Raw genomic sequence first — 25,095 nt, 5'->3', positions numbered from 1 at the left:
TGGTTTAACGCCCGGCGTGTAACAAAACTGTCATCTAATCGACATACAATGCGCAGCATGCCCGAAACCAATGAGGTTTTTTGATGTCAACCGAAACCGTCAGTGTGACGATGTCCGGCAGCCGCAAGCGGCGGCTGAAGGACAAACTAGCCAGATACGGTGTCACCGCCGGGGGGATCCTCGTGCTGGTGGCACTGTTGCTTATTTTCTTTTACCTGCTGTATGTCGTAAAACCGATCTTCGAATCGGCCCGCATCACGCAGGAGGCCGAGATCAGTTTGCCGGTGAGTGGCAAGACAGCGCTGCTCGGCATCGATGATCAAAACCAGATTGGCTACCGCGTCAATGCTCAGGGGGTCATCGACTTCTTTGCACTCAGCGACAAGACCGGTGTGCCGGTCGGTACGGCACTCAAGCAGTTCCAGATCCCCGGGCAGGTCACCAGTGTGACGACGACCTCGATGGGCAAGCGTCAGGTGGCGTACGGCCTGGCGGATGGGACTGCGTTGGTCATTCAGCCGGAATTTGAAACCAGCTATCCGGATGGCAAGCGCGTCACCCAGCCGATCCTCAAGTACCCGCAGGGCGAACAGCCGTTAGTGCTGGATCAGCAGGGACGGGCGATTGAACAACTGGCGTATGAGGCCAGCAGTTCGCGTGTGGTGTTTGCCGTCACCACCAGTGATGGTCACACCCAGCTGACGGTGCGCGAGGGCGAGGAGAACTTCCTCTCCGGCGAGGTGGAGTGGCAGGACAAGAGCTATGGTATCCCGTCGCTGACCGGTCACGTCGACCAGCTGCTGCTGACACCGGATCTGCGCTACCTGCTGGCGCGGGTCGGTAACCTGCTGTCGATCTACAACATCCAGAATCTGGATGACATCCAGTTGCGTTCGGCGCTGCAGATCAATGCCAAGGGCGGCAATGTCACCGAACTGGCACTGCTCAGCGGTGCCTCCTCGCTGCTGGTGGCCAACGACAACGGCGTCATTTCGCAATGGTTTGAAGTTGTGCGTGATGGTCAGCGCGAGTTCAGCCACATTCGCGACTTCAAGGCCAGCGGCCCGGTACGCCAACTGGCGGTCGAGCACAGCCGCAAGGGCTTCATCGCGTTGTCCGGGCAAAATCAGGTTGACCTGTTCCATGCCACCGGTGAGACGCGTCTGCTCTCCGAGACCATTGGTCAGGGCGAGCTGGATGAGCTGGTGCTGTCACCGCGCAACAATGCCTTGCTGGTCGAGCGTGGCGATCGCTTCTACTTCTTCGACGTCAAGAACGAACATCCGGAAGTGACCTGGTCTGCACTGTGGCACAAGGTCTGGTACGAAGGTTACCCGGAGCCCCAGTTTGTCTGGCAATCCACCTCGGCCTCCGATGACTTTGAGGCCAAGCTGAGCCTGGTGCCGCTGGCATTCGGTACCCTGAAAGCGGCCGCTTACGCCATGCTGTTCGCGGTTCCCATCGCGGTTGCAGGCGCCATTTTTGCCGGCTACTTCATGTCGCCCGGTATGCGCAAGGTGGTCAAGCCGACAGTGGAAATCATGGCGGCACTGCCAACCGTTATCCTCGGCTTCCTCGCCGGTCTGTGGCTGGCGCCGATGATCGAGCAACACCTGCCCGGTGTGTTCCTGATGTTGCTGGCGTTGCCGTTGTCGATGCTGGTGGCCGCATTTGGCTGGCACCTGCTGCCGGCACGCATCAAGGAGCGGGTGCCGGAAGGGTGGCAGGCGCTGCTGCTGGTGCCGGTGTTGCTGCTGGTCTCCTGGATCTGCCTGAGCAGCAGCCCGCTGCTGGAAGGCTGGTTATTTGGCGGCAATGCCCGCGGTTACATCACCAATGTGCTCGGCATGCGTTTTGACCAGCGCAACTCCCTGGTGGTGGGCATCGCGATGGGCTTTGCGGTGATTCCGACCATCTTCTCGATTGCCGAAGACGCCGTGTTCTCGGTGCCCAAGCACCTGACCCAGGGCTCGCTGGCACTGGGTGCCACGCCGTGGCAGACCCTGAGCCGGGTGGTGATTCTGACCGCCAGCCCGGGGATCTTCTCGGCGGTGATGATGGGCCTGGGTCGTGCCGTGGGCGAAACCATGATCGTACTGATGGCTACCGGCAACACGCCTGTGATGGACATGAGTATCTTCCAGGGCTTGCGAACACTGGCTGCGAACATTGCGGTGGAGATGCCGGAGTCGGAAGTGGGCAGTTCCCACTACCGCGTGCTGTTCCTTGCCGCGTTCGTGCTGTTCGTCTTCACCTTTGTCTTCAACAGCCTGGCCGAATTTGTCCGTCAGCGTCTGCGTGAGAAGTACAGCTCCCTGTAACGGGTCTCAAGGAATTCAATGACGATGAAAAAGTGGTTTAAATCAGGCAACCCCTGGATCTGGATGACAGGGGGCGCCGTCAGTCTCAGTCTGATCGCCGTGGTCGGTCTGCTGGCGCTGATCGGCTGGCGCGGTCTGGTCTACTTCTGGCCGCATACCATTTACCAATGGCAGGTCACTGCCGCCGACGGTCAGGTACAGACCCTGATTGGCGAGATGCACGACACCGAGCTGGTGCCGACCGATCGCCTGCGCGCCACCGGCCTCAAGCTGGAAGGCGAAGAGCGTGAGGTGCTGGAGCGTTATCTGGTGAAAACCGGTAACCGCGAGTTCGTACCGCTCGACTTCCGCTGGGTGCTGGAAACGGACATCCGCGAGCGGACGACGCCCAAGGAGTTGGCGGTGCTGGAGCGCACCACCAATGGTAACTTCTACGGCTATGTCGAGCAGGTGCTGGAGTCTGGCAAGCCGGTGAGCGGTGATCTGCACAGCGAGCTGATGCAGCGCATCAAGCGGGTCGCCGACATCAACAGCCAGGTCCGCAAGCTGCAGCAATCCGACATCGGTGCCATCAACTATCAGCTGGAAAAACTGCGTCTGAAAGAGCGTCGTCTGCAGATGGACGACGCGCTGACCGAGGCGGCCAAGCAGGAGATCGAAGCCGAGCGCAAGGCACTGAACGACAGCTACAGCAAGCTGGAAACCGAACTGTTTAGCCTGCGCGAGCAGACTCAGCGCGACAGCATCAAGGTGCGTGACATGCGCGGCGAGCTGGTGACGATTCCGCTGGGCAATGTGCTGGACGTCAACTGGCCGAACGACATGAGCCTGATCGGTAAGATTGGCTTCTGGTTCCACCAGATTGGCAAGTTCGTCTCGGATGACCCGCGTGAAGCCAATACCGAGGGCGGGGTGTTCCCGGCCATCTTCGGTACCGTGTTCATGGTGCTGTTGATGACGGTGATCGTCACACCGCTGGGGGTGGTGGCGGCGGTCTACCTGCACGAATATGCCGGCAAGAACGCCCTGACCAAGTTCATCCGCATCGCGGTGATCAACCTGGCCGGTGTACCGTCCATTGTCTACGGTGTTTTTGGCCTGGGCTTCTTCGTCTACGTACTGGGTGGCTCGCTGGACAAGCTGTTCTACCCCGAGGCGCTGCCGTCACCGACCTTTGGTTCACCCGGGGTGATCTGGTCGGCCATTACGCTGGCGATCCTGACGCTGCCGGTGGTGATCGTTTCGACCGAGGAAGGTCTGGCGCGGATCCCGAGTGCTGTGCGCCATGGTTCGCTGGCACTGGGGGCCACCAAGGCCGAGACGCTGTGGCGTATCGTGCTGCCGATGGCCAGCCCGGCGATCATGACCGGTCTGATCCTGGCGATTGCCCGCGCGGCCGGTGAAGTCGCTCCGTTGATGCTGGTGGGCGCGGTCAAGCTGGCGCCGACACTGCCGGTGGATGGCAACTTCCCGTACCTGCATGTGGAACGCAAGTTCATGCATCTGGGTTTCCATATCTTTGACGTCGGCTTCCAGAGCCCGAACGTCGAGGCGGCACGCCCGCTGGTGTATGCCACCTCATTCCTGCTGGTTACCGTGATCGTCGGTCTGAACCTGACCGCCATCAGCATCCGTAACCACTTGCGTGAAAAATACCGGGCGCTGGATAACTAATCGCCGCCTTTTGCCGAATTCGAATCGAGGTAACAGATGATTAACGTAACACCGACTATCACCCCGAGCGAGAGCATCGATCTGGTGAACCTGCCAGCGGACAAGACGGCGCTGGAGATCAAGAACCTGGAGCTGTTTTATGGCAGCAAGCAGGCGCTGTTTGATGTCAACATGAAGATCCCCAAGGGGCAGGTTACCGCTTTTATCGGTCCGTCAGGCTGCGGTAAGTCGACGCTGCTGCGCTGCATTAACCGCATGAACGATCTGGTCGAGATCTGCCATATCAAGGGCGCCATCACGCTGCATGGCCAGAACATCTATGACAAGAGTGTGGATGTTGCCGCGCTGCGCCGCCGCGTCGGCATGGTGTTCCAGCGCCCGAATCCGTTCCCGAAGTCGATCTATGAGAACGTGGTCTATGGCCTGCGCCTGCAGGGTATCAGTGATCGCCGCCAGCTGGATGAGGCGGTAGAGCGCTCGCTGCGCGGCGCCGCGCTGTGGGAAGAGGTCAAGGACCGTCTGCACGAGAACGCCTTCGGCCTGTCCGGTGGTCAGCAGCAACGTCTGGTGATTGCCCGTGCCATCGCCATCGAGCCGGAAGTGCTGCTGCTGGATGAACCGACCTCCGCGCTGGACCCAATCTCGACACTGACCATCGAGGAGCTGATCAACGAGCTCAAGAGCCAGTACACTGTCGTCATCGTGACGCACAACATGCAACAGGCGGCCCGGGTCTCTGATCAGACGGCGTTCATGTACATGGGCGAGCTGATCGAGTACTCCGATACCAATACCATCTTCACCAAGCCGAAGATGAAGAAGACCGAAGACTACATTACCGGCCGCTACGGCTAATGCTGGACTGACAGGGGATCCGAACCATGGATAACATGAATCTGAACAAACACATTTCCGGTCAGTTCAACACTGAGCTGGAAGCGGTGCGCAACAATGTGCTGGCGATGGGCGGTCTGGTGGAGCAGCAGCTCTCCGATGCGCTGGTGGCCATTCACGATCAGGACCACGATCTGGCCCGCCGCATCGTCGAGACCGATCTGCAGGTCAACAACATGGAGATCAGCATCGACGAGGAGTGCACGCGCATCATTGCCAAGCGGCAGCCAACGGCGTCCGACCTGCGTCTGATCCTGATGATCTCCAAGACGGTCACCGACCTGGAGCGCATGGGCGATGTCGCCGACAAGCTGGCGCGCATGGTGCTGAACAACAAGGGCTCGCAGGCACCGTTGGTCTCTATCGAGAACATGGGACGCCAGGCGATCAAGATGCTGCACGACGCGCTGGACGCGTTCGCGCGCATGGATGTCGAAGCGGCGATCCAGCTCTACCACGATGACGACAAGATTGACCGCCAGTATGAGTCGATCATCCGTGAGCTGATGACCTACATGATGGAAGATCCGCGCACCATTCCGCAGGTGCTGGAAGTGCTGTGGGCGGCCCGCTCCATCGAGCGCATTGGCGACCGTTGCCAGCATATCAGCGACTACATCATCTACTGCGTCAAGGGCAAGGATGTGCGTCACACCAAGATCTCCGACGTCGACTCGCTGTAAGCCGCAGCTTCGCTGCAGACAAACCGGAACCCTCAGGGTTCCGGTTTTTTTATGCCTGCGCCATCGCGTCAGTATGCTGGCAGCAGTGCGCTTTCATGCCGGTCTCAATACGCTCTCCCTGTAGGCTATCCCTGGGGCATCGCCATCAGGGGAGCTGTCAGGTATTGCCGGACCGCGACGACTGGCTTAGCCGAGGCGCCAGCCGGCCAGTGACCAGCGGCAGGTAAAGCCAGCGGCATTGGCAATCGGATGGGCCAGATCGAAGCGACGAAAGGCGCGCATCTGTTCGGCTTCGAGGCGCTCGGGCTGCCAGTGCTCGGCATGCAGTGGCACGGCATTGTGCAGGTGCCAGCGCAGCGCCTGCATAAACTGACCATGGCCAAACAACGCCACTTCGCTGGCATCGCTCTGCTGCAGCTCCAGCAACAGCTGACGCACCCGGTTTAGCAAGTCGACAAAACTCTCGGCGCCATCGCCATCGACATGCCGCGGATCGGCGCGTTGCCAGTAGGCGTCGACCAGGGGGCGGCGCGTGGCGGCATCGGTCGCGGCGCAGCGCGCCGGGGCCAGGTACGTGAACTCCTGAATCGGCAGGGTCAGCAGCGGTACGGTCGGGAAGCGAGCGCAGCAGGGGGCGGCAGTCTGGCGGGCACGTAAAAAAGGGGAACAGAGGATCAAGTCCGGATGAAAGGTCAGCTGATGGGCCAATGCCATCGCCTGCTGCTCGCCGCGTGGCGTCAGCGGTATCTCCGCGGGCTGACTGGTGACGAGGCCGGCATTGGCGGCGCTTTCGCCATGGCGGAACAGATGCAGTTGCAGCATGGGAAACTCCCTGTAAGGCATGGGGTTAGCATACGGTGTTCCGGACTGGCGGCCAACCTCGAGGCAGTCAGTCTGTGGTCGCTAGCACAGCGCCGGCTTGACCGGTGACCGCCAGCACCGCCGGATGGGTGAGGCGCCGCTCCAGCGAGATGGCGTAATAGCTGACCTGCACCTCATCCAGGCGAGCGACCGCTTCGACACCGAAGTGGCGGCACACTTCGTCCAGCACGACTTCCGGCACCGGAAACAGACCGACGCCGGCCTCGCCAAACGACTTCATCAACGCCGAGTCGTCGAATTCACCCACCACGCGGGGAGTGAGCTTCTGCTCGCTGAGCCAGCGCGCCAGCGGTGCACTCTGGGCGGCATTGGCTCCCGGCAGCAGCAGCGGCAACTGCTGCAAACTGGCCGGGAAGTGCTGGCGCGCCTGGGCGGCCAGCGCCGGTGTGCCGACCCAGACCAGTGGCGAGTGGCCGAGGCGGTGGCTGTAGCCCTTGACCCCGACAGACGGTGGCAGCGGTCGATCGGAGATCACCAGCTCCAGATGGTGCAGCGCCAGTTCGGCGAACAACTTTTCCGGCTTCTCTTCATGGCAGACCAGTCGAACCGGCTGCGACAGCGTCAGGGCCGGCGCCAGCAGGCGATAAGCCAGCGATTTGGGTACCGCATCGGTGAGGCCGACGCGCAACGTCAGCTCGCCCCGGCGCGTCGGCTGGTGCAGCAGCGCCTCGAGCTCCTTGCCGAGCAGGAAGATCTGTTCGGCGTGGGGCAGGGCCAGCTCACCGGCCGGTGATAGTTCCAGCCGTCGGCCGCGGCGGCGGAACAGTTCGGTGCCGAGCGCGCGTTCCAGCTCGGCGATCTGGCCGCTCAGGGTCTGCGGCGTCAGGTGCAATGCCTCGGCGGCTCGCGTGATGCCACCCTGGCGCGCGACCTGCCAAAAATAGTACAGCTGCTTGTAGTTCAACATTTCTTATCAGTCTGAGGCGAATGATTCACTAATAATATTCGATTATTTTTGATGTTTCAGCTTGGTTAGACTGCCGGCAAGCGGTCAGAGTGTGATGCAGACCGCATTGCAAGTGACCGCATGGCAAGTTGGAGAGGATAACGATGCTGGATCCCGTGGTGCTGTTTTTCCTGCTCGGATTGGTGGCCGGACTACTACGTGCCGAGCTGCGTCTGCCGGCCGCCATCTACGATTTTCTCAGCGTGCTCTTGTTGCTGACCATCGGCCTCAAGGGCGGTGTTGAACTGGCTGAAGTCTCGGCCTGGCAGTTACTGCCACAACTGCTCGGCGTCCTGTTGATGGGCCTCGTGCTGCCGCTGCTGCTGTTTCCGCTGTTACGGCTTTTTGGCCGCCTCAAACGTGCCGACGCCGCTTCGCTGGCGGCGCACTATGGCTCGGTCAGCGTCGGCACCTTTGCCGTCGCCGTTGCCTTCTTGAGCCACCAAAACGTGGCGTACGAATCCTACATGCCGGTGTTTGTCGTCATGCTGGAGATGCCGGCCATCCTGGTGGGCATCCTGCTGGCACGGGGGCTTTCGGCCCAGACCCGCTGGTGCGCACTGGGTCATGAACTGTTCTGTGGCAAGGGCATCATGCTGTTGCTGGGTGGCTTGCTGATTGGCTGGGCCTGCGGCCGCGAGGCGCTGCAACCGGTCACGCCGCTGTTCTTCGATCTGTACAAAGGGGTGCTGGCGCTATTCCTGCTGGAGATGGGGCTGATTACGGCCAGCCAGATGGGCATGTTGCGTCGTCACGGCCTGTTCCTGCTGGCCTTTGGTCTGCTGACGCCGCTGGTTGCGGCGCTGATCGGGGGCCAGCTTGCTGTGCTGCTTGGCTTCTCGGTGGGCGGCACCATGCTGCTGGCCACCCTCGCGGCCAGCGCTTCCTATATAGCGGTGCCGGCGGCGATGCGCATGGCGGTACCGGAGGCCAATCCCGGCTTGTCGCTGGCGGCATCGCTGGGCGTCACTTTTCCGTTCAACGTGCTGGTGGGCATACCGCTGTATCTGCAGCTGGCGCACTGGTTACATGCCCAAGGAGGCTGAGCAGGATGAGCAAAACGACGACACGTCAACTGGTTACCATCATCACCGAGGCCGCATTGGAGAGCGAGCTGACCAGGCAGGTTGAGCGCCTGGGGGCCCGTGGTTACACCATTACCGAGGCGCGTGGCAAGGGGAGCCATGGTCTGCGAGATGCCGGTTGGGACGAGATGCGCAACCTGCGTCTGGAGGTGATTTGTGAGGAACATGTGGCCGAACGCATCATGGATTACCTGCAGGAACACTATTACGACAACTTTGCCATGGTGGTGTTTTGCAGCGAGATCCGCGTACACCGCCACGATAAATTTTGAGTCTATGGCTTAATCGCCATCCTGGAGAGAAACACTATGCAACCAAAAGTGGGCATCATCATGGGCTCGCGCTCGGATTGGGAGACGCTGCGTGCCGCGGCCGAGGTACTGGAACAGCTGGGCGTGGCGCATGAGGTCAAGGTGGTGTCGGCGCACCGTACGCCGGATCGGCTGTTCGAGTATGCCGCCACGGCGGCCGAGCGCGGTTTACAGCTGATTATCGCTGGCGCCGGCGGTGCGGCGCACCTGCCCGGCATGGTGGCAGCCAAGACCTGGTTGCCGGTATTGGGCGTGCCGGTCCAGTCCCAGGCGTTGAACGGCATGGACTCCCTGCTGTCGATTGTGCAGATGCCCAAGGGCATACCGGTCGGCACGCTTGCCATCGGCAAGGCCGGTGCCGCCAATGCCGCTCTGCTGGCCGCCAGCATGCTGGCGCTGCAGGATGCGGCCGTCCGCGACGCCTTGCAGGCGTTTCGCCGGCAACAGAGCGAGGCGGTTCTTGAGGCGGACGATCCGCGGGTGCCAGCATGAATGTCCTGATCCTGGGGGGCGGCCAATTGGCCCGCATGTTGATACTGGCTGCGGCGCCGTTGGGGATCCGCTGTCAGGTGGTGGATCCGGCCGCGGAAAGCTGTGCTGCCGATCTGGCGCCCTGGCATCGTATGGCGTGGGACGAGGTACTGGTACGCCGCGATCTGCTCGACTGGGCCGATGTCATCACCTATGAGTCGGAATCGGTGCCCTGCGCACTGCTGACGGCGTTGGCGACACAGCACAAGGTGGCGCCCTCGGCGGAGGCCTTGCAGCTGAGCGGTGACCGCTGGCATGAGAAGCAGTGGTTGAGCCGTCTCGGCGTACCGGTAGCACCTCACCGATGTATCGATTCGCTGGCCGATCTGCAGGCCGCTACGGCGGAGTTGGGGTTCCCCTGTTTCCTTAAATGGCGCCAGCAGGGCTACGATGGCAAGGGGCAATGGCGGCTGAATGCGCATAGCGACCTGGCGTCAATCTGGCAGGCGGCGCAGCAAAGGCCCTCGATCCTGGAGGCCGGGATCGCCTTTACACGCGAGGTTTCGCTGATAGCCAGCCGGCGCGCCGGGGGAGAGCTGGTGTGTTATCCGCTGACCGAAAACCGGCACCAGCAGGGCATCCTGATCCACTCCCGCCCGCTGGCAGATGATCCGTTGCAGGCAGCAGCGGAGGCGCATGCCCGCCGGCTGATGCAGGCCGTCGACTATGTGGGTACCCTGGCCATCGAGTTTTTTGTCGTCGACGAGCAGTTGATGGCCAATGAAGTGGCGCCACGGGTTCACAACTCGGGGCACTGGACCATTGAAGGTGCTGAAACCAGTCAGTTTGCCAACCATTTGCGTGCCATCTGCGACTGGCCGCTGGGATCTACGCGGCTGCTGGCGCCCACGCTGATGCTAAATCTGATTGGTCAGTGGCCGAGTGAGGCCTTGACCCTGGCCGAGCGAGGTGCGCACCTGCATCTGTACGGCAAGGCGCCGCGGCCAGGGCGCAAGGTGGGGCATCTGACGTTGCGCGCCCGCAGTGAAGGAGAGCTGATGAGCCATTGGCTACGCTTGCAGCCGTTGTTACCACGCAGCGAGCAGCCGTCATCGTCTGAATGACTGAATGACTGAATGACTGAATGACTGAATGACTGAATGACTGAATGACTGAATGACTGAATGACTGAATGACTGAGAGGGAAGGGCTAATTGCAGCCCTTCCCCGGGTAACCAGGTAACTTGGCGGCATCCGGCAGGCAGGCGAAAATCTCGCTGGCCTTGAGCAGGGTGGGCAGGCTGTCGCGGGTCACGGGTCGCCATTTGAGTTTCTCGCCCAGATATTGGGCCCAGGCGAATTCGACAAAGAAGCGTTGCTCCTCTTTGCGGAACAGGCCGGCGTCCTCGGCAAAGCCGGCCAGCGAGCGGTAAGGGTAATCCGGCAGCAGCGCAATATGACGCGGCAGTTGCTGTGGTGACACGGCATGGCCATGTTCATCTTGCAGCCAGGCCCAGTGATGTTGTTGCATCTGTTGCCAGAATGTCCCGGCATCGTCGAGCCGGCCTTCGATCTCGACCGGCACTTCGCGCACGCCCAGTGCCCACAGCGCCCGCGTCAAGTGGTGCCGATCGACCAGCCAGAATTGGCCATCCGGCCCGATAACCACCGGAATGCGCTTCTTCCGGGCGTATTCCATCAGTTTGTTCGGACTTTTGCTTTTGAGCTTTTTAGTCTCTTCCTCCACTTGCAGCAAGCCTACGCCCGGTTGGGTCGGATGCAGCATATGCATCGGCAAGCGGCAGCGACTACCCACATCCAGGTCGGCATTGCATTCGTGCAGATGACTCTTGGCTGCCAGCAGCGGTGAAAACAGGGTCAGAAGGCAAAACACCACACAACGGCGCGGCAAATCAATCAGGCGCAGCCAACGTTGTCTCAAAGGGCTCATGGAGAAGGTTCCTGTGGCGATGTGTTCGCGTGCTATCCGTGCAGGACGGGCTCACCCTACGCCTGTAGCCGACAATTGCAAGAATGTCAGATAAAAAAAGTCCCGCCGGGGCGGGACAAAAGCTCCAATAACGGAGAACACATCCGGTTGTCCGGTTAGCTGGTCCGCTTCAGGGATTCCAGCTGACCATTTCTGCTGAAGGTGCAGGTAAAGGTATGAATGTCGTCTTGCTCCCACTGGCCATATACCACGTAGTTGTGGCCTTGCTTTTCCATCGGCAGGGTCGTGATGTCGCGGGGGCTGACATGAAACTTGCTTGCGGCCTCACCGGAACAGTAGCGCGGCATCAAGTTTGGATCGATGCGCTCATCGTTACTGGCCGCGGCGGCCTGATAAGAGGGTTGATAGTCGTGACGGTTACGCAAGGTACATTTTTTGCTCTTGGCATTATCGACCTGGGCGATGATGTCGTCATTGATGACCAGCTTGGCACAGCTGTCATTGTCCGCGTTGTACCAGAATTCAGCACGGTGCGAGCCGCTGCCGACTTGTGCGGACCATTGGTAGCCGCGCTCGTTCAGCTCGCTACGATCGTAATTGCCGCGCACCATGGTATCCAGATCTTCGCGTGGATCGGCGAAGCTGTGGGTGGCAGTCAGGCACAGAGCAGTCATCAGGGTGGCTTGGAGCATCTTGTTGAACATAAAATGGCCTCAATTAGCGCTACAGTTTAATGGTCTATCAGTTCTCAATGGGTGTGGAACTGGTTTGCTTGTCCGCAGTCTGGTTGTTTGATCCCGGCTCTTTTGCGCGGCAGTCAGCGTATCGGGTCTGGCGAACGGTCATCGCTTGCCGTGACTGCACTTTGCGTATCCCGAGGCCGGGAGTAAACTCATAAAAAAATATAAAAAATTATAAGAAATTGATTTATATATGGTTTATCGCTGGTGCTTTGACTGGTGCAAAACGAGGCATGCCGAGATGTGTCATCCGGAGAAAGTAATCTGATAAACTCGGCGCCCAGATCGACACCTAAATATCTGCTTTTATGGACACAGACCATTCAGGTTCCAGACAGAGGATGCGTTGCCGAGCATGAGCCAACATCAATCCATGCCCATTCTGCTATTCGGACTCTTCACGCTTGAAGGGGACCGACGTATTTTGCAGCGCCCGAATGCCGAGGGGCTGCCTGCAGAAACCCGTTTGTCGGAAGCGGAGTGCCAGATCCTCACGCATCTGCTATTGCATGCCGGCAAGGTGTGCAGCAAGGAGACCCTGTTGCAGATGGGGTGGGGCGGGCGGCCTATCAGCCCCAACTCATTGACGGTTGCAATTGCCAACCTGCGACGTTATCTCGTCTCTCAACCCGCGGAGGTTGAAATTCGCAGTCTGCCGCGACGCGGATACATGCTGACCCTGTTTGTCCCGCTCAAGGAGCGCATGCCGGGCGGTAACCGCACGGACACACTGCTGCCTCCGGCAACGGACGAGGCGGCGGGACAGTCAGATGTGCTAGCGAGTGTTGAGCCGATGAGCGCCCCGGCCGAAGCCGAGCCGCCGGCCCCGTCCGTCACCGGCAGCGGACACTGGCTGTTGTGGATCAACCTGTTGGCACTGACCATCTTGCTGTTCCTGGCCATGCTGATCCGGTTTGAATGGCTGACGGTCCAATGCCGGCAGGAGTCCGGGGCAACCTTGTGCATTCTGGATGAGAAACACCCGTTCAAGGCAGGTGCCAGCAGCTTGTTACCGGAGGACACCTTATGGCTGGTGGCCGGCAAGCAGGCGATCCCCGTCAGCAAGCAGGCCTTGCTGAAGGCGCAGGAGGAGCAAGATGATGAAGAATGATATTCGCTGGCGCCGCTGGTTGCTCTGTTCTCCCTTGTTGCTGTTATTCGGTGCCGTGTTGCTGCTGCTGATCAATAATTTCGGCTGTAATTATGAGCTTGAGGCCGCCACGCCCAAGGTACATTTTCAAGGGGTCTGCCGCTGGGGCCACGTCAGCTTTGTTGAAGAGGAGCTGGCCACCGGCGAAAAATGGCTGGTGACCGGCTGGCAGTTGGCATTTCGCGAACAGCTGGCTTTCGTGATCACCCAGCGCAAGCAGGTTGAGGCCGGAACACAGGGCGAGTCGGCGCTGAATGATTACAACCGCCTGCAGTCGTCGTTTTCCATCGTCAATTATGTCTGGTTGCCACTGACGGAAAATCGGATTGCCATTTTTCAGCGCGCCCCGCACCACGAGGTACTGATTGCCCGCCGCGAGGGCTGGATTGATCTGTACCGATGGTTGATTCCGCCCAAGCCGTTGTTGACCGCGCAGCAGGCTGCCGACACCGTCGGCGCCGGTAAGCCATGACGCCATAACCCCGTAGCCATAGGCACATGCCAGCGTTGTCGTGCGGTGTGACCGCGCGGCAACGCTGGGTTGTCACTGTCCTGGCGCTCGCCGGGCTTTTACTCCGTTTTATCAATCCCCAGATACTTGAGCATCAGTTTTTCATACAGGGGTTCGGTATCGCCAACCTGCATCTTGTGTATGAAATACTTTTCGAAGGCGATCTTCGCCAGATGAACCCACTTGCCCTTCTTGAACCAGGCGACGTTGCGCGGCGGGATCTGCGGCATGGCGACAAAAGCGGCGCCGGTATCGCCCATGTCGGCCAGACAGATGGCATTCCATACCGCCTTGGTGGTCGGCGTCACGCCGTTGACCTCGGCCTTGATGTTGTGGGCGATGGCCCGCACCATGGCTTCAATCATGTAGCCGGTTTTCGGGACGCCGGTGGGAACCGGGGTCTTGTGCTGCGGGGCGATGGCGATACAGACCCCTGCGGCGTAGATGCGCTGGTACGTCGGATTGCGTTGCAGCTCATCGACAAACACGAAGCCCCGTGGATTGACCAGCCCGTCAATGCCGCGCAGGGGCGGGATGCCCATGAACGCGGGCAGCATCATGGCATGTTTATAGGGTAATTCGTGCGTGCGTTTGACATGACTCTCGTCATCAAGCTCTTCGACCTTCATCTTGCCATCTTCGGTGCTTACGGTGCGGGCATTGCATATCCAGTGGATGTCGCGCATGCGCAACTCACTCTCGAGCATGCCTTTGGAGTCACCCACGCCGTTCAGCCCCAGGTGGCCAATGTAGGGCTCGCTGGTTACGAAAGTCATCGGAACATGTTTGCGAACCTTCTTGTCCTTGAGGTGGCGGTCCAAAATGAAGGCATATTCATACGCCGGTCCAAAGCAGGACGCACCGGGCATGGCGCCAACGATCACCGGACCGGGCTCGTCAATCAACGCCCGTACATTCTGCCGGCACTCCTCGGCATGACTCAGGGTGCAGACGCTACTGGAGCCTCCGGCATGGGGGCCGGCGCCAGGGATCTCCTCAAAGGCCAGGGCCGGTCCGGTGCACAACACCAGATAGTCATAGTCGATACGCTGACCATCCTGGAGTACAAGGCGGTTGTCATTCGGCTCGAGCTTCTCGAGGCCTGAGGCGATGAAGCGGATCCCTTTCTTGCTGACATAGGGTTCAATCGGCATCGAAGTGTCGTTGCGTTCTCGCCATTCGACGGCGATCCAGGGATTGGACGGTGTGAATTCGAAGTGAGGCTTGTCATTGACCAGTATCACTTCATGTTGTTTACCCAGCTCGGCCTTGAGCTCATATGCGGCGGACATGCCTCCCAGTCCCGCCCCGACGACGACCACGGTTGCCATAACCTGTCTCCTGTCTCGCTACACGCCCGATACGCGGGCCGGTTGTCCAGATAGCACTGGACGCTATTTGAGTCCCAGCCGCCTGAGTATAGACGCCGCCGGGCAAATACCGGTGAAGGCACTCTGGATCAGGTTGACGCCGACAAACACACTCAACCACACGAATCCGGGATGAACCCAGTAAGTCAGCAGCAGCGACAACAGCAACATGCTGCCAGCCATGACGCGAACCCCGTTATCTACCGTCATACCAGACCTCCTCTTAACCTGCCGTTTATGTACTCACATGGCGAAAATGACCGTTGCTATATACACTAGAACTCAATATAAGAAATTGCTAATTTAACTTATGAACGAATTCGACACGGTTAATCAACCTGCGATGGCGGCGGCGGCCCTGCTCAAGGCACTGGCCCACCCTGAGCGTCTGGTGGTGATGTGCCAGTTGATCGAAGGCGAGAAAGGGGTCAATGAGCTGATGGCTCACAGTCAACTGGGACAGTCCGCTTTTTCACAGCAACTAGCCGTACTCAGGCAGCATCAACTGGTACGGACGCGCAAAGTGGCGAAGCAGATTTACTATTCGCTGGCCAATGCCGTGGTCATTGAACTGTTACAGGTGTTACAGCAGCACTACTGCACAGCCAGGCTGGCGAGCAATGGGTGTGATGACGCGCTAAATTCGCGATCCGAACCTCGGCAGCCTGAGAGGGATAGCGCCATGCTGGCATCAGGACGTGTTTCGGTTGAGCCTGTTGGCGCAGCATGGCCGCACCAGGATCCGGAAGCGCTAGCTGAAAAAGGGGCCGGTCACGGCCGGCACCACAGGAGGAAATCATGAGAGCAAAGGGCATGCTGATGTTGGGGATCGTGGCCGGTCTGGTCACCGTCCTGGCTCCCGTCCAAGCGCAGGAGAAGACGGTCGCACCGTTGACGCTGCACACCGAAGCCGTCGCCAACTGGCTTACTCTGGATGGCAAGGTGGAGCCGGTGCACCAGGGGACTGTGGCTGCCCAGACCAGCGGGCGCGTGGTGCGCATGCTGGTGGATGTCAATGATCAGGTCAAGGAGGGGCAGCCGTTGCTGGAAATCAGCGGCAATGAACAATCTGCCTCTGTCGCGGCGGCCCAGGCGGCGCTGGCCCGTGCCGAAGCCCAGCAAATCGAGGCCGATCGGCAACTGGTACGGATCCAGGCGCTGACGGCCAAGGGCGTGGCCTCCAAGGCACAGCTGGATAATGCCTCGGCGACCGCGCGCGCCGCGCAGGCCAGTGTCAAGGCGGCAGAGGCAGAATTGGCCAAGGCGCGGGAAGCCTATGGTTACACGCAGATCCTGGCGCCTTATGCCGGTGTGGTCACCGAGCGGCATGTCGAGCTCGGTGAGACAGTCGCCCCCGGTACCCCGTTATTGTCCGGTCTGTCGCTGGATGCGCTGCGTGTCGTCAGCGAACTGCCGCAATCGGCTTTGCGCCTTGGCGAGCTGACGCCGGAGCGCATCGAAGTCGTGCTGCCTTCCGGGCGCATCGTCGCGCCGATTCGCGTCATGCGTTTCAACTATGCCGATGCCACCACACACACGTTCCAGTTGCGGCTGGATCTGCCAGCTCAGACAGGCGATGCGCTGCCGGGCACCTGGGTCAAGGTGCGCATCAAGCAGGGAGAACGCCCGGCCTTGTTGATCCCGCGGCAGGCCTTGCTGCGACAGGGAGAGCTCAGCGCCGTCTATCTGCAGGGCAAGTCAGGCTGGGCCTTGACGCCGGTGCGGGTCGGCCGCGAGCAGGGTGAACGGGTTGAAATCCTCGCCGGCTTGCAACCCGGGGATCAGATAGCCTCCGTCGCCTGGGATCTGTTGCGGGAGGTGCAGCATGAGTAAGGATCCCGCGCCACGCTTTGGACTGGCGGGCCGGCTGGCGGCCAGCTTTCAGACATCGGCCATCACGCCGCTGCTGGCACTGGTCGCCGTGCTGCTGGGGTTATTTGCCGTCCTCGTGACGCCCAAGGAGGAGGAGCCGCAGATCGACGTCACCTTTGCCGATGTGTACATTCCATTCCCCGGTGCCTCGCCACAGGAGGTGGAAAACCTGGTGACGACCCCGGCCGAGCAGGTGATATCCCAACTGCCGGGCATCGATACCCTCTACTCCTTTTCGCGTCCCGATGGCGCCATGCTGGTGGTGGTATTCAAGGTCGGGGTCAAACGTCAGCAGGCCATCGTCGATCTCTACAACCAGCTGTATTCGAACCAGGATTGGTTACCACAGGGATTGGGCGTCGGTGAGCCGCTGATCAAACCCAGGGGGATAGACGATGTGCCGATTGTCGCCCTGACACTGTGGAGCAAGACACTGGGGGCCGCTGCACTGACACGCACCGCGCATGAGCTGGAGACCGAGCTCAAGCGGCTGCCTGGTACCCGCGACATTCACAGCTACGGTGCCCATGACCAGGCTCAGCTGGTCACCCTCGATCCGGCCGCCTTGGCGGCCCACGATTTGACGCTGACCGAGGTGGCGGCCCGCTTGCAAGCGGCCAACCGCAGCTCAAGCCAGTTGGCTATCACCCAGCAGAACCGTGAAATCAGGGTCAAGGCCGGGCTGTTCCTGCAGGAGCAGGATGACTTGGGACAACTGGTGGTCGGTGTCAGTCAGGGCAAGCCGGTTTATCTGGCCGAGGTGGCACGCATCGAGCTGCAAGCCGATCTGCCCAGTGCCGCAACCTGGTTCGGTCAGGGCGCTGCCGCGGCCGAACAGGCTGAGGTGGGGGCGATTGCTCCTGCCGTGACCATCGCCATTGGCAAGCAGCCCGGACAGAATGCCGTCGCAGTGGCCAAGCGTATCGAACAGCGGGTCGCCGAGCTGAAGAACCGCTTGTTGCCCGCCGAGGTTGAGGTCACCGTGACCCGGGATTACGGCGTGACGGCAGCCGACAAGTCGAACACGCTGATCGGTAAGCTGATCTTTGCCACCCTGGCCGTGGTGTTGCTGGTGCTGGTGAGCATGGGCTGGCGCGAGGCGGTGGTCGTGGGCGTGGCGATCATGATCACCCTGCTGCTGACATTGTTTGCCTCCTGGGCATGGGGATTCACCCTCAACCGGGTGTCGCTGTTCGCGCTGATCTTCTCGATTGGCATCCTGGTGGATGATGCGATTGTCGTGGTCGAGAATATCCATCGGCACATGGCGATGGGGACGCGCTCGTTGCGCGAACTGATCCCGGTGGCGGTCGACGAGGTGGGGGGGCCGACCATACTGGCGACGCTGACCGTCATCGCCGCCCTGCTGCCGATGGCGTTTGTCAGCGGTCTGATGGGCCCCTACATGAGCCCGATCCCGATCAATGCCAGCATGGGCATGTTGCTGTCGTTGCTGGTGGCGTTTGTCTTCTCGCCCTGGCTGGCAGGTCACCTGTTGCATCGCCATGCCCAACCGGCAGCACAGGGTACAGGGGATACGTCGGCTGACGAGGCGACCAGTCGCAGTGCCCGCTTCTTCTCGCGACTCATGACGCCGTTCCTGGTCGGCCCGGGCGCCCGCCGGGCACGCGGACGCCTGTGGTTGGCGGTGCTGGGGTTGGTGATCGCCGCCGCGGCGTTGCCGGCGCTGGAGTGGGTCGTCATGAAGATGCTGCCGTTTGACAACAAGTCCGAGTTCCAGCTGGTGCTGGATATGCCAGAAGGCAGTTCGCTGGAGCAGACGCAACGCACGCTGATTCAGATCGGCCAGCAACTGGCCAGGGTGCCCGAGGTCCGCGATTACCAGATCTATGCCGGCACGGCGGCACCGATTAATTTCAACGGCCTGGTGCGCCACTACTTCGAGCGAAGCGGGGCCAATGTCGGCGATATCCAGGTCAACCTGGTCGACAAGCATCACCGCGACCGCAGCAGTCACCAGATCGCGCTCTCGGTGCGTGCGCCGCTGCAAGAGATTGCCCAAGCGCAGGGCGGCAACCTGAAGGTGGTTGAAGTGCCGCCCGGGCCGCCGGTCTGGTCGCCACTGGTGGCGGAGGTGTATGGCCCGACGCCGGAGCTGCGCCAGCATGGCGCCGATCAGGTGTTGGCGGCGCTGCGTGCGACGCCGGATCTGGTGGATATCGATATCTATCAGGTTGCGCCGCAGCCGCTGTGGCAGTTGGCGGTGGATCGCAGCAAGGCAAGCCAGATGGGGGTCGATCCGGCCGATGTGGTGGCCGTGCTGGCCGCCGCCGTTGGCGATCAGGATGTCAGCTGGCTGCACAGCTCGCATAGCAAGTACCCGTTGCCGATCCGCCTGCGTCTGGATCCCGCCGACAAGGTCGAGCTGTCCGGGGTGCTGGCATTGCGGGTTCGCAGCCAGAGTGGACAGCTGATTCCGCTCTCCGAGCTGGTGATACGCCACGATACGCTGGCGCCGGAGTACATCACCCACAAGAACATGCTGCCGATGCTGATGGTGGTGGCCGATATGGCCGGGCCGCTGGATAGCCCGCTGTATGGCATGGTCGAGGCGGGAGGCCGGCTTGCGCTGCCGCAGTATTACATTCATCAGCCTAGCGAACCGGGTGAAGTCGCGCTGTTGTGGGATGGCGAGTGGAAGATCACCTACGAGACATTCCGCGATATGGGGCTGGCCTATGCCGTCGGCATGGTGCTCATCTATCTGCTGGTGGTGGCGGAGTTCCGTTCCTATCTGGTACCGCTGATCATCATGGCGCCGATACCGCTGACGCTGATCGGTGTCATGCCGGGGCACGCCTTGCTCGGGGCCCAGTTCACGGCCACCTCGATGATCGGCATGATAGCCCTGGCCGGCATCATAGTGCGCAACTCGATCCTGCTGGTGGACTTCATCGAACTGGCACGGCGTCAGGGCATGGCCTTCGAGCAAGCGGTGATCACCGCGGCGCAAGTGCGTGCCAAACCGATCTTGCTCACGGCGCTGGCGGCAATGATTGGGGCGCTGTTCATTCTGGATGACCCCATCTTCAACGGGCTGGCCATCTCGCTGATCTTCGGCATCCTGGTCTCCACCCTGTTGACGCTGCTGGTGATCCCGCTGCTCTATTTCGCCTGGTTCTCCCGGCATCCGGCTCCGCCAGCAGCAGAGTCGACGGACTAAGCGCCGTCTTCCGCCCCGCCAACCAAGCCCGGAGCGATCCGGGCTGGTTGCGGTGGCTTGTCCCGTATCCCCCCTCAGCACGAGTCGCGCTGGCGCGCAGCCGGGCCTCGCCGGCGTCACCTGGCGGCATGAGTGTGCTAGCATAGCCTGGCCACTGGCTGGAATGGCCAGACTTATCAAGGAGATCCCATGCCGGCACTGTATATGTTTTCCCTCGGCGGTAACGCCGGCCGCTCGAATATCGAAGTGCATGATATCCAGTTTGTGGTTGCCGACTCGGTCGAGGCAGCGATCCCCCACCTGCAGGCGGCCTGGTTTGGTGATGCGGACAAGCTGCACCTGGATGGCTACCAGATCATCAATTGGGTCGCAGGTTACGACGTGGTGTTGCAGGCTGAGCCCGCCCGCAGCGGCCCGCAGCTGTTTTTCGTCAACGTGGGGGGATATGCCGACCACACCCTGGCTGAGCTGCATGATTTCGGGCTGTTTGTGGCTGCCGATGCGGCCGACGCCAAGCGTCAGGCGCTGGCTACGCTGCTGGTCGGCGTGGCGCAGCAGCACAAGGACAATCTCAAGGAGGTCGATAACCATCTGCTGCTCGATGCGTTGCAGGGCTATCACATCCAGCTGCGCCCGAACCCGGATGGCCAAGCTTTACCGATCGCCTGGCAAGGCTATCGACCGATCGGCCGCGGTGCCAGCGCCTGAGTGTCTGAGCGGGCAGATTGTGCCTGAATTGACCCCGAATCGAGGCCCTTTGGGCGTTGTCATTTGCCGGTAAGCTGACTCTGCTAGACTCAAGGCATCATACTGGAAAGCGTTTGCAGACGCTTTCGTTGCCGGAGTCGAGGAATGTTCCGAATGATACGCCGCCCGCTAGTATGGGGGCTTTTGATCTGGTGTTCAGCTGCTGCTGCGCTGCAGGCACAACTGGACGACAGCCGGTTGCGGGCCAGTTTTCAGGCGCAAAGCTCGCCGGCCTGGTGCTGGGCCGCCAGCGTGCAGATGGCGCTGCGATATTACGGTATCGATATCGATCAGCCGACGCTACTCAAGCACACTTTTGGTGCCCTGCCGCCAGCCGGCGGCAACCTGCTCGCCGACAGCCAGCGCCTGAACCAGGTGTTCTACTGGAAAGGGCGGCGTTACATCATCTCGGTCTCGGCTTCGCCGATGAGTGGCCATCCGTTACTGCCCAGCCCGTGGGCCACCACACCGGAAGCGATCGTCAATCACCTCAAACGCGGGCGGCCAATCCTCGTCGGTTATGCTTCGGCGCACTATGGTCTGCATACGGTGTTGCTGACGGGCGTGGACTATAGCCTGACGGCCAGCGGCAAGGTGCAGCTGCATCGGCTGCGGGTCATGGATCCGTACCCCTATGATCAGGCCCACATCGACCGTGGCGGGGTGATTGACTATCCAGACGGCAAGCTGCCAGGCCCGATTGCGGCACTCTGGCAACTGGATATCACGGCGGAATAATGCCGCATCGGCTCTGCGGATATAAGGCACTATGCCGCGCAGCGGCCTGCCTTGCCCCCTGACCCGCGCCTGTTGGCAGGGGCAGGGGCCGGCTCTGGGCTGCGATGAACCAAAAAAAAGCAGGCCCGCAGGCCTGCTCTGGTCGTAGCGTGATGCGCGCACTCAATAACTCAGACCGTAACCATACTCGTAGAGCGGATTGGCCGAGTCGTGGGCCACGTCTTCGTCTTGTGCCAGCACGGCACTCCAGCTGGAGGGCAGTTCGAACGGCAGCTTGCCCTTGGGAGCGGTGGCACCGGTCAACACGTCAAAGAATGCCGTATCCAGGGCTCCGAAGTTGGCGACCAAGGCATCGATATCGCCGATGACGTCGGTCAGGATCGCCGGACGGTCCAGATACAGGGAGGCGATGACCGGAATACCGGCGGCCTTGGCGGCCTTGATGGCGGCATAGTCATCACTGCCGGTGTAGACGCCAGCATGATCGGTATCCTGAATCAGACTGCTGTCATCGGCAAAACCCAGTTGACCGAAGTGTACTGTGCCGAACGGATAGTGCGGGTCGCTCTCATACGGCGTGCTGATGCGCAGGATCGCCAGGTCGGCCTCGGCCGGGTCATCCACCACCGTAAAGCCATACTGGGCGGCCACGGTCGCATTGACGTTATACAGGTAGACCTTCTTGTAGGTGCTGGCGATGGTCTCGCTGCTCAACGGCAGCAGGCTGTTGCTGTTCTTCAGCAGGATGTGGGCCTGGCTTTGCGCCTTCAGACCCTTGGCCTGGAAGTCGCTGTTGCCGACCAGCGCGACCGCCGCAGTTTCGTCGACATAGGGGTTTTCGAACAACCCGAGGTCGAACTTCTGCTTCAGGATGCGCAATACCGAGGCATTGATCTGGGTTTCGGTCACCAGGCCGCTGTCGATGGCGGTCAGCAGATAGGCCGGCTCATCGACCCCGCCAAACTGATCGACGCCGGCATCGATGGCCTTGGCGTAGCGTTCGGCCACCGTCATGCTCTCGACGCCCCAGGACATGCCGAATGACATGCTCCACGGACTGACCCCTGCGGCCACCTCCTCATCCGAGAGACCGGAGACGCACTTGTCGACACAGTCGTTGACGATGCCCCAGTCACTGAGCACTACGCCGGTGAAGGCAAAGTGACCGCGCAGCAGATCGGTGAGAATTTGCTTGTTAAAGCCAAAGCCGACTTCCTCGATCTCCTGCCCATCGTAGCTCAGGCCCACCGGCTTGCCGTAGTAAGGCATGACAGAGGCCACCTTGGCATCGAAAGCGCCTTCAAACGGCACCAGATGGTAGGCAAAGTTGTTGCCCGGATAGACCTGCTCCTTGCCGTAGGAGTTGTGCGGATCCAGGCCGTTCAGCTGCGGGCCGCCGCCGGCAAAGTGCTTGACCACGGTGATGACGCTCTTGTTGTTCAAGCCGGTGCTGCCGCTCTGGAAGCCTTCGATGTAGGCGCCAACCAGATCCTTGGCGACGGTGTTGCTCTCGCCGAAGGTGCCGCTGATGCGGCCCCAGCGCGGCTCCGTGGCCAAATCCGCCTGCGGTGACAGCGCCTCGTGGATACCGACGGCGCGGTACTCCTGACGGGCAATGTCGCCGAACTCGCGTACCAGATCGGCATCCTTGATGGCGGCAAAACCGAGCAGTTCTGGCCATTGCGAGAAGGCCCCGGCGCTGACGCTGGTGGCGTTCGGATCATTGGTGAAGTGGTTGCGCGGATCGGTACTGATGGTGACCGGGATCCCCAGGCCGATGGCTTCGGCGCTCTGTTGCAGGGCGTTGTTGTCGGCGGCAATGGTGGCCGGATCGCCGGACATGCGGGTGATGAAGGTATTGACGTAGTTATTGTTCAGCACCGAGGACATGGCATCGAAATCGACCCGGCCGGCGCTGTTGAGGGAGAGGGTGCCGTGCATCATCAGGCCGGCCTTCTGGGCCAGGCTCATGCGCGAGAGCAGATCTTCGGCGCGGGTGGCGCTGTCCAGCCGCCAGTCTTCGTAAGGGTTGAGTGAACCGTCACGGTTCAAATCCTTGAAGCTGTACCCCCCTTTGCTCAGCAGGCTAACGCTGCGGTAACCCAGGGTGGGTTGGGTATAGCTGGTATCGCTGCCGGTGTCCGAGTCGCTACCGCAACCCCCCAACAGGGCGGCCGACAGGGCGGAAAGGGCAAAAATCCTTGTGATGTTGTGCATAGTGCGCTCCGTGTGAGTCATAACGCGGAATACTGGCCATTCCGCCGCCGCACTATAGGCAACGACACCGAGATCTGTTTTTACCAAATCGAGCGCTTTTTTAGCCTTTGACAGGGGATGTAAGGAAGTGTGAAAGCGGTTGCAGAGTTACATCACGTTACATTTTGCTAACATGCTTTGCCGTGTCGATCACGGTTCAGCCCGGGAGAGCTCACGAAGATAGGCGCCCCACCCATACGCCGGAGCCGCACGTGATCAAGACGGTATCGACCAAAATAGCCTTTAACTGCCTGCGCAGTGGTCTGCTCGATCATCTGGATGACGAACAGCTGTTCCGCGCCTGTGGCATCTCCCGTTATGAGCTGCTGGATCCGAACGGACGCATCGATGCGCGCCGCCATTTTCGCTTTCTCACCTTGCTGATGCAGCAACAGCGGGATTTGCATCTTCCCGAGCCGCCGACACTGCAGCATCTGTTTGATGACTTTTTGCCGCTGGCCTCCGTCTGTACCAATGCACCGACGCTGCGCGAAGCGTTGCAGCGGTTTGCCCGCTATCGTCCGTTGATCGGCGAGTGTGATGAACTGCTGTTGCAGCCGGAGGCCAGGGGATTGCGGCTGCGCTACCGTTCCGACAGTGCAGACCAGGCGGTCGCTTTCACCAGCAGTTGTTTTAACTTCATGAATTTCAATGCCTTGGTGCAACTGTACGCTGGAGATATGCAAGCCGGCCTGGCACTAAACTTGCCGCAGCGGCTGGCTCCGGCCCTGCGCCGGCGTCTGGCCGAGCTGTTTGACTGTCCGGTGGAACAGGGGGGAGAGAACGGATACCTGATTGCCAATGCGGCGCTGGATCGGCCGTTTGCCGGATTCAGTAGCGCAGTACAGCGCTACCAGCTGGCCCAGGCCGAGCGCGCGCTGTTCAGCCTGCACCCGATCACCAATCTGGTCACCGAAGTCAGGCAGCTGCTACGCCAGCGGGTATGGCAAGGTGATGCCCCGCTGCTGGAGGCGGAATCGGTGCAGGCATGGCTGTGTGAGCGGCTGCGGATGTCGCGCTGGAGCCTGGTGCGGCGCTTGCAGCAGGAGGGCATGACCTTCTCGGCGCTGTATGCCCAGGTGCGCGGTGAGGAAGCGTGTCGCCTGCTGCGTGACACTCAGGCATCGATGCTGGACATCAGCCATCAACTGGGGTTTGCCAACCAGAGCAGTTTCACCCGCTTCTTCAAGGAGCAGCAGCACTGCACCCCGATGCAGTATCGCCAGCAACGCCTGGCGTTCAACTGAAGGCGCGCTGGCAGAAGGTGATGGGCGGCGTCCGCCACCCACAGCGGCTGAACTCTTGGGCG

The 25,095-nt window shown here is 60.8% G+C and carries 22 protein-coding genes and 1 pseudogene; 16 read left to right on the top strand and 7 right to left on the bottom strand.

Annotated features, from left to right (window positions below; translation table 11 throughout):
* The first annotated feature begins 83 nt into the window (after positions 1 to 83).
* From ACFOSS_RS14245 to phoU, 4 genes are read left to right on the top strand one after another with little or no spacing between them, the layout of a single operon-like run.
* The gene (locus ACFOSS_RS14245) at positions 84 to 2,321 is read left to right on the top strand and encodes an ABC transporter permease subunit (RefSeq protein WP_377153663.1); all 2,238 of its coding nucleotides are present in this window, start codon (positions 84 to 86) and stop codon (positions 2,319 to 2,321) included.
* A 24-nt stretch (positions 2,322 to 2,345) separates the two neighbouring features.
* Positions 2,346 to 3,995, top strand: coding sequence for a phosphate ABC transporter permease PstA (pstA, locus tag ACFOSS_RS14240; protein WP_377153660.1), 1,650 nt, complete (start codon positions 2,346 to 2,348; stop codon positions 3,993 to 3,995).
* Between the two features lie 36 nt (positions 3,996 to 4,031).
* The gene (gene pstB, locus ACFOSS_RS14235; RefSeq protein ID WP_377153658.1) at positions 4,032 to 4,850 is read left to right on the top strand and encodes a phosphate ABC transporter ATP-binding protein PstB; all 819 of its coding nucleotides are present in this window, start codon (positions 4,032 to 4,034) and stop codon (positions 4,848 to 4,850) included.
* Between the two features lie 26 nt (positions 4,851 to 4,876).
* Positions 4,877 to 5,572, top strand: a complete 696-nt coding sequence (gene phoU / locus ACFOSS_RS14230) for a phosphate signaling complex protein PhoU (protein WP_377153656.1) — start codon at positions 4,877 to 4,879, stop codon at positions 5,570 to 5,572.
* 186 nt (positions 5,573 to 5,758) lie between these two features.
* On the opposite strand, the gene ACFOSS_RS14225 is transcribed toward phoU, so the two are convergent.
* Together ACFOSS_RS14225 and nhaR are read right to left on the bottom strand one after the other, a co-directional pair.
* On the bottom strand, positions 5,759 to 6,394 hold the full coding sequence (locus ACFOSS_RS14225; protein WP_377153654.1) for a histidine phosphatase family protein: 636 nt from the start codon (positions 6,392 to 6,394) through the stop codon (positions 5,759 to 5,761).
* Positions 6,395 to 6,461: 67 nt separating this feature from the next.
* A complete protein-coding gene (nhaR, locus tag ACFOSS_RS14220) occupies positions 6,462 to 7,361 on the bottom strand; it encodes a transcriptional activator NhaR (protein WP_377153651.1) in 900 nt (299 codons plus the stop codon).
* 143 nt (positions 7,362 to 7,504) lie between these two features.
* Between nhaR and ACFOSS_RS14215 the strand changes: the two genes are divergently transcribed.
* From ACFOSS_RS14215 to ACFOSS_RS14200, 4 genes are read left to right on the top strand one after another with little or no spacing between them, the layout of a single operon-like run.
* Positions 7,505 to 8,446 carry a sodium-dependent bicarbonate transport family permease gene (locus tag ACFOSS_RS14215; RefSeq protein ID WP_377153648.1) on the top strand — a complete coding sequence of 314 codons (942 nt, stop codon included), beginning with the start codon at positions 7,505 to 7,507 and terminating at the stop codon, positions 8,444 to 8,446.
* 5 nt (positions 8,447 to 8,451) lie between these two features.
* Positions 8,452 to 8,757 (top strand): P-II family nitrogen regulator, encoded by a 306-nt coding sequence (locus tag ACFOSS_RS14210; protein WP_377153646.1) that lies wholly within the window; start codon positions 8,452 to 8,454, stop codon positions 8,755 to 8,757.
* Positions 8,758 to 8,793: 36 nt separating this feature from the next.
* Positions 8,794 to 9,288 carry a 5-(carboxyamino)imidazole ribonucleotide mutase gene (gene purE / locus ACFOSS_RS14205; RefSeq protein ID WP_377153644.1) on the top strand — a complete coding sequence of 165 codons (495 nt, stop codon included), beginning with the start codon at positions 8,794 to 8,796 and terminating at the stop codon, positions 9,286 to 9,288.
* The gene (locus ACFOSS_RS14200) at positions 9,285 to 10,391 is read left to right on the top strand and encodes a 5-(carboxyamino)imidazole ribonucleotide synthase (protein WP_377153641.1); all 1,107 of its coding nucleotides are present in this window, start codon (positions 9,285 to 9,287) and stop codon (positions 10,389 to 10,391) included. The genes purE and ACFOSS_RS14200 overlap by 4 nt, the downstream gene beginning before the upstream one ends.
* Positions 10,392 to 10,477: 86 nt before the next feature.
* Here ACFOSS_RS14200 and ACFOSS_RS14195 read toward each other — a convergent pair whose 3' ends face one another.
* Both ACFOSS_RS14195 and ACFOSS_RS14190 read right to left on the bottom strand, forming a co-directional pair.
* Entirely contained in the window at positions 10,478 to 11,218 is a 741-nt protein-coding gene (locus ACFOSS_RS14195) for a ParB-like protein (protein WP_377153639.1), read from the bottom strand.
* 155 nt (positions 11,219 to 11,373) lie between these two features.
* Positions 11,374 to 11,922 carry a hypothetical protein gene (locus ACFOSS_RS14190; RefSeq protein ID WP_377153637.1) on the bottom strand — a complete coding sequence of 183 codons (549 nt, stop codon included), beginning with the start codon at positions 11,920 to 11,922 and terminating at the stop codon, positions 11,374 to 11,376.
* Between the two features lie 391 nt (positions 11,923 to 12,313).
* Between ACFOSS_RS14190 and ACFOSS_RS14185 the strand changes: the two genes are divergently transcribed.
* Positions 12,314 to 13,069, top strand: coding sequence for a winged helix-turn-helix domain-containing protein (locus ACFOSS_RS14185; protein ID WP_377153635.1), 756 nt, complete (start codon positions 12,314 to 12,316; stop codon positions 13,067 to 13,069).
* Positions 13,056 to 13,580 carry a hypothetical protein gene (locus ACFOSS_RS14180; RefSeq protein WP_377153633.1) on the top strand — a complete coding sequence of 175 codons (525 nt, stop codon included), beginning with the start codon at positions 13,056 to 13,058 and terminating at the stop codon, positions 13,578 to 13,580. Before ACFOSS_RS14185 ends, ACFOSS_RS14180 begins: the two co-directional genes overlap by 14 nt.
* A gap of 98 nt (positions 13,581 to 13,678) precedes the next feature.
* Here ACFOSS_RS14180 and ACFOSS_RS14175 read toward each other — a convergent pair whose 3' ends face one another.
* Both ACFOSS_RS14175 and ACFOSS_RS14170 read right to left on the bottom strand, forming a co-directional pair.
* The gene (locus ACFOSS_RS14175) at positions 13,679 to 14,950 is read right to left on the bottom strand and encodes an NAD(P)/FAD-dependent oxidoreductase (RefSeq protein WP_377153631.1); all 1,272 of its coding nucleotides are present in this window, start codon (positions 14,948 to 14,950) and stop codon (positions 13,679 to 13,681) included.
* Positions 14,951 to 15,013: 63 nt separating this feature from the next.
* Entirely contained in the window at positions 15,014 to 15,199 is a 186-nt protein-coding gene (locus ACFOSS_RS14170; RefSeq protein WP_377153629.1) for a YgaP family membrane protein, read from the bottom strand.
* A gap of 100 nt (positions 15,200 to 15,299) precedes the next feature.
* Between ACFOSS_RS14170 and ACFOSS_RS14165 the strand changes: the two are divergent.
* From ACFOSS_RS14165 to ACFOSS_RS14145, 5 genes and pseudogenes are all read left to right on the top strand, one after another.
* Positions 15,300 to 15,590, top strand: a pseudogene (locus ACFOSS_RS14165) (ArsR/SmtB family transcription factor); the annotation flags it as partial.
* Positions 15,591 to 15,787: 197 nt separating this feature from the next.
* Positions 15,788 to 16,822, top strand: coding sequence for an efflux RND transporter periplasmic adaptor subunit (locus ACFOSS_RS14160; RefSeq protein WP_377153627.1), 1,035 nt, complete (start codon positions 15,788 to 15,790; stop codon positions 16,820 to 16,822).
* Positions 16,815 to 20,045 carry an efflux RND transporter permease subunit gene (locus tag ACFOSS_RS14155; protein ID WP_377153625.1) on the top strand — a complete coding sequence of 1,077 codons (3,231 nt, stop codon included), beginning with the start codon at positions 16,815 to 16,817 and terminating at the stop codon, positions 20,043 to 20,045. Before ACFOSS_RS14160 ends, ACFOSS_RS14155 begins: the two co-directional genes overlap by 8 nt.
* Before the next feature lie 189 nt (positions 20,046 to 20,234).
* Positions 20,235 to 20,753, top strand: a complete 519-nt coding sequence (locus ACFOSS_RS14150) for a DUF1543 domain-containing protein (RefSeq protein WP_377153623.1) — start codon at positions 20,235 to 20,237, stop codon at positions 20,751 to 20,753.
* Between the two features lie 144 nt (positions 20,754 to 20,897).
* A complete protein-coding gene (locus ACFOSS_RS14145) occupies positions 20,898 to 21,530 on the top strand; it encodes a C39 family peptidase (RefSeq protein ID WP_377153621.1) in 633 nt (210 codons plus the stop codon).
* Positions 21,531 to 21,692: 162 nt separating this feature from the next.
* Here the strand turns inward: ACFOSS_RS14145 and ACFOSS_RS14140 are convergent, their stop codons facing one another.
* Entirely contained in the window at positions 21,693 to 23,747 is a 2,055-nt protein-coding gene (locus ACFOSS_RS14140; protein ID WP_377153616.1) for a glycoside hydrolase family 3 protein, read from the bottom strand.
* Positions 23,748 to 23,998: 251 nt separating this feature from the next.
* On the opposite strand from ACFOSS_RS14140, the gene ACFOSS_RS14135 reads away from it, so the two are divergent.
* Positions 23,999 to 25,033, top strand: a complete 1,035-nt coding sequence (locus ACFOSS_RS14135) for an AraC family transcriptional regulator (RefSeq protein WP_377153614.1) — start codon at positions 23,999 to 24,001, stop codon at positions 25,031 to 25,033.
* Positions 25,034 to 25,095: the final 62 nt, after the last annotated feature.

It is taken from the genome of Pseudaeromonas sharmana (assembly GCF_042649925.1).
Taxonomy (GTDB): Bacteria; Pseudomonadota; Gammaproteobacteria; order Enterobacterales; family Aeromonadaceae; genus Pseudaeromonas; species Pseudaeromonas sharmana.
Note: the sequence above shows the minus strand (reverse complement) of the source record. Positions and strands in the feature narration are given on the sequence as shown.

Bases quoted from the DNA above. Each gene is read 5' to 3' on its own strand.
- ACFOSS_RS14245 (WP_377153663.1), top strand. From the start codon at position 84: ATGTCAACCGAAACCGTCAGTGTGACGATGTCCGGCAGCCGCAAGCGG.
- pstA (WP_377153660.1), top strand. From the start codon at position 2,346: ATGAAAAAGTGGTTTAAATCAGGCAACCCCTGGATCTGGATGACAGGG.
- pstB (WP_377153658.1), top strand. From the start codon at position 4,032: ATGATTAACGTAACACCGACTATCACCCCGAGCGAGAGCATCGATCTG.
- phoU (WP_377153656.1), top strand. From the start codon at position 4,877: ATGGATAACATGAATCTGAACAAACACATTTCCGGTCAGTTCAACACT.
- ACFOSS_RS14225 (WP_377153654.1), bottom strand. From the start codon at position 6,394: ATGCTGCAACTGCATCTGTTCCGCCATGGCGAAAGCGCCGCCAATGCC.
- nhaR (WP_377153651.1), bottom strand. From the start codon at position 7,361: ATGTTGAACTACAAGCAGCTGTACTATTTTTGGCAGGTCGCGCGCCAG.
- ACFOSS_RS14215 (WP_377153648.1), top strand. From the start codon at position 7,505: ATGCTGGATCCCGTGGTGCTGTTTTTCCTGCTCGGATTGGTGGCCGGA.
- ACFOSS_RS14210 (WP_377153646.1), top strand. From the start codon at position 8,452: ATGAGCAAAACGACGACACGTCAACTGGTTACCATCATCACCGAGGCC.
- purE (WP_377153644.1), top strand. From the start codon at position 8,794: ATGCAACCAAAAGTGGGCATCATCATGGGCTCGCGCTCGGATTGGGAG.
- ACFOSS_RS14200 (WP_377153641.1), top strand. From the start codon at position 9,285: ATGAATGTCCTGATCCTGGGGGGCGGCCAATTGGCCCGCATGTTGATA.
- ACFOSS_RS14195 (WP_377153639.1), bottom strand. From the start codon at position 11,218: ATGAGCCCTTTGAGACAACGTTGGCTGCGCCTGATTGATTTGCCGCGC.
- ACFOSS_RS14190 (WP_377153637.1), bottom strand. From the start codon at position 11,922: ATGTTCAACAAGATGCTCCAAGCCACCCTGATGACTGCTCTGTGCCTG.
- ACFOSS_RS14185 (WP_377153635.1), top strand. From the start codon at position 12,314: ATGAGCCAACATCAATCCATGCCCATTCTGCTATTCGGACTCTTCACG.
- ACFOSS_RS14180 (WP_377153633.1), top strand. From the start codon at position 13,056: ATGATGAAGAATGATATTCGCTGGCGCCGCTGGTTGCTCTGTTCTCCC.
- ACFOSS_RS14175 (WP_377153631.1), bottom strand. From the start codon at position 14,950: ATGGCAACCGTGGTCGTCGTCGGGGCGGGACTGGGAGGCATGTCCGCC.
- ACFOSS_RS14170 (WP_377153629.1), bottom strand. From the start codon at position 15,199: ATGACGGTAGATAACGGGGTTCGCGTCATGGCTGGCAGCATGTTGCTG.
- ACFOSS_RS14160 (WP_377153627.1), top strand. From the start codon at position 15,788: ATGAGAGCAAAGGGCATGCTGATGTTGGGGATCGTGGCCGGTCTGGTC.
- ACFOSS_RS14155 (WP_377153625.1), top strand. From the start codon at position 16,815: ATGAGTAAGGATCCCGCGCCACGCTTTGGACTGGCGGGCCGGCTGGCG.
- ACFOSS_RS14150 (WP_377153623.1), top strand. From the start codon at position 20,235: ATGCCGGCACTGTATATGTTTTCCCTCGGCGGTAACGCCGGCCGCTCG.
- ACFOSS_RS14145 (WP_377153621.1), top strand. From the start codon at position 20,898: ATGTTCCGAATGATACGCCGCCCGCTAGTATGGGGGCTTTTGATCTGG.
- ACFOSS_RS14140 (WP_377153616.1), bottom strand. From the start codon at position 23,747: ATGCACAACATCACAAGGATTTTTGCCCTTTCCGCCCTGTCGGCCGCC.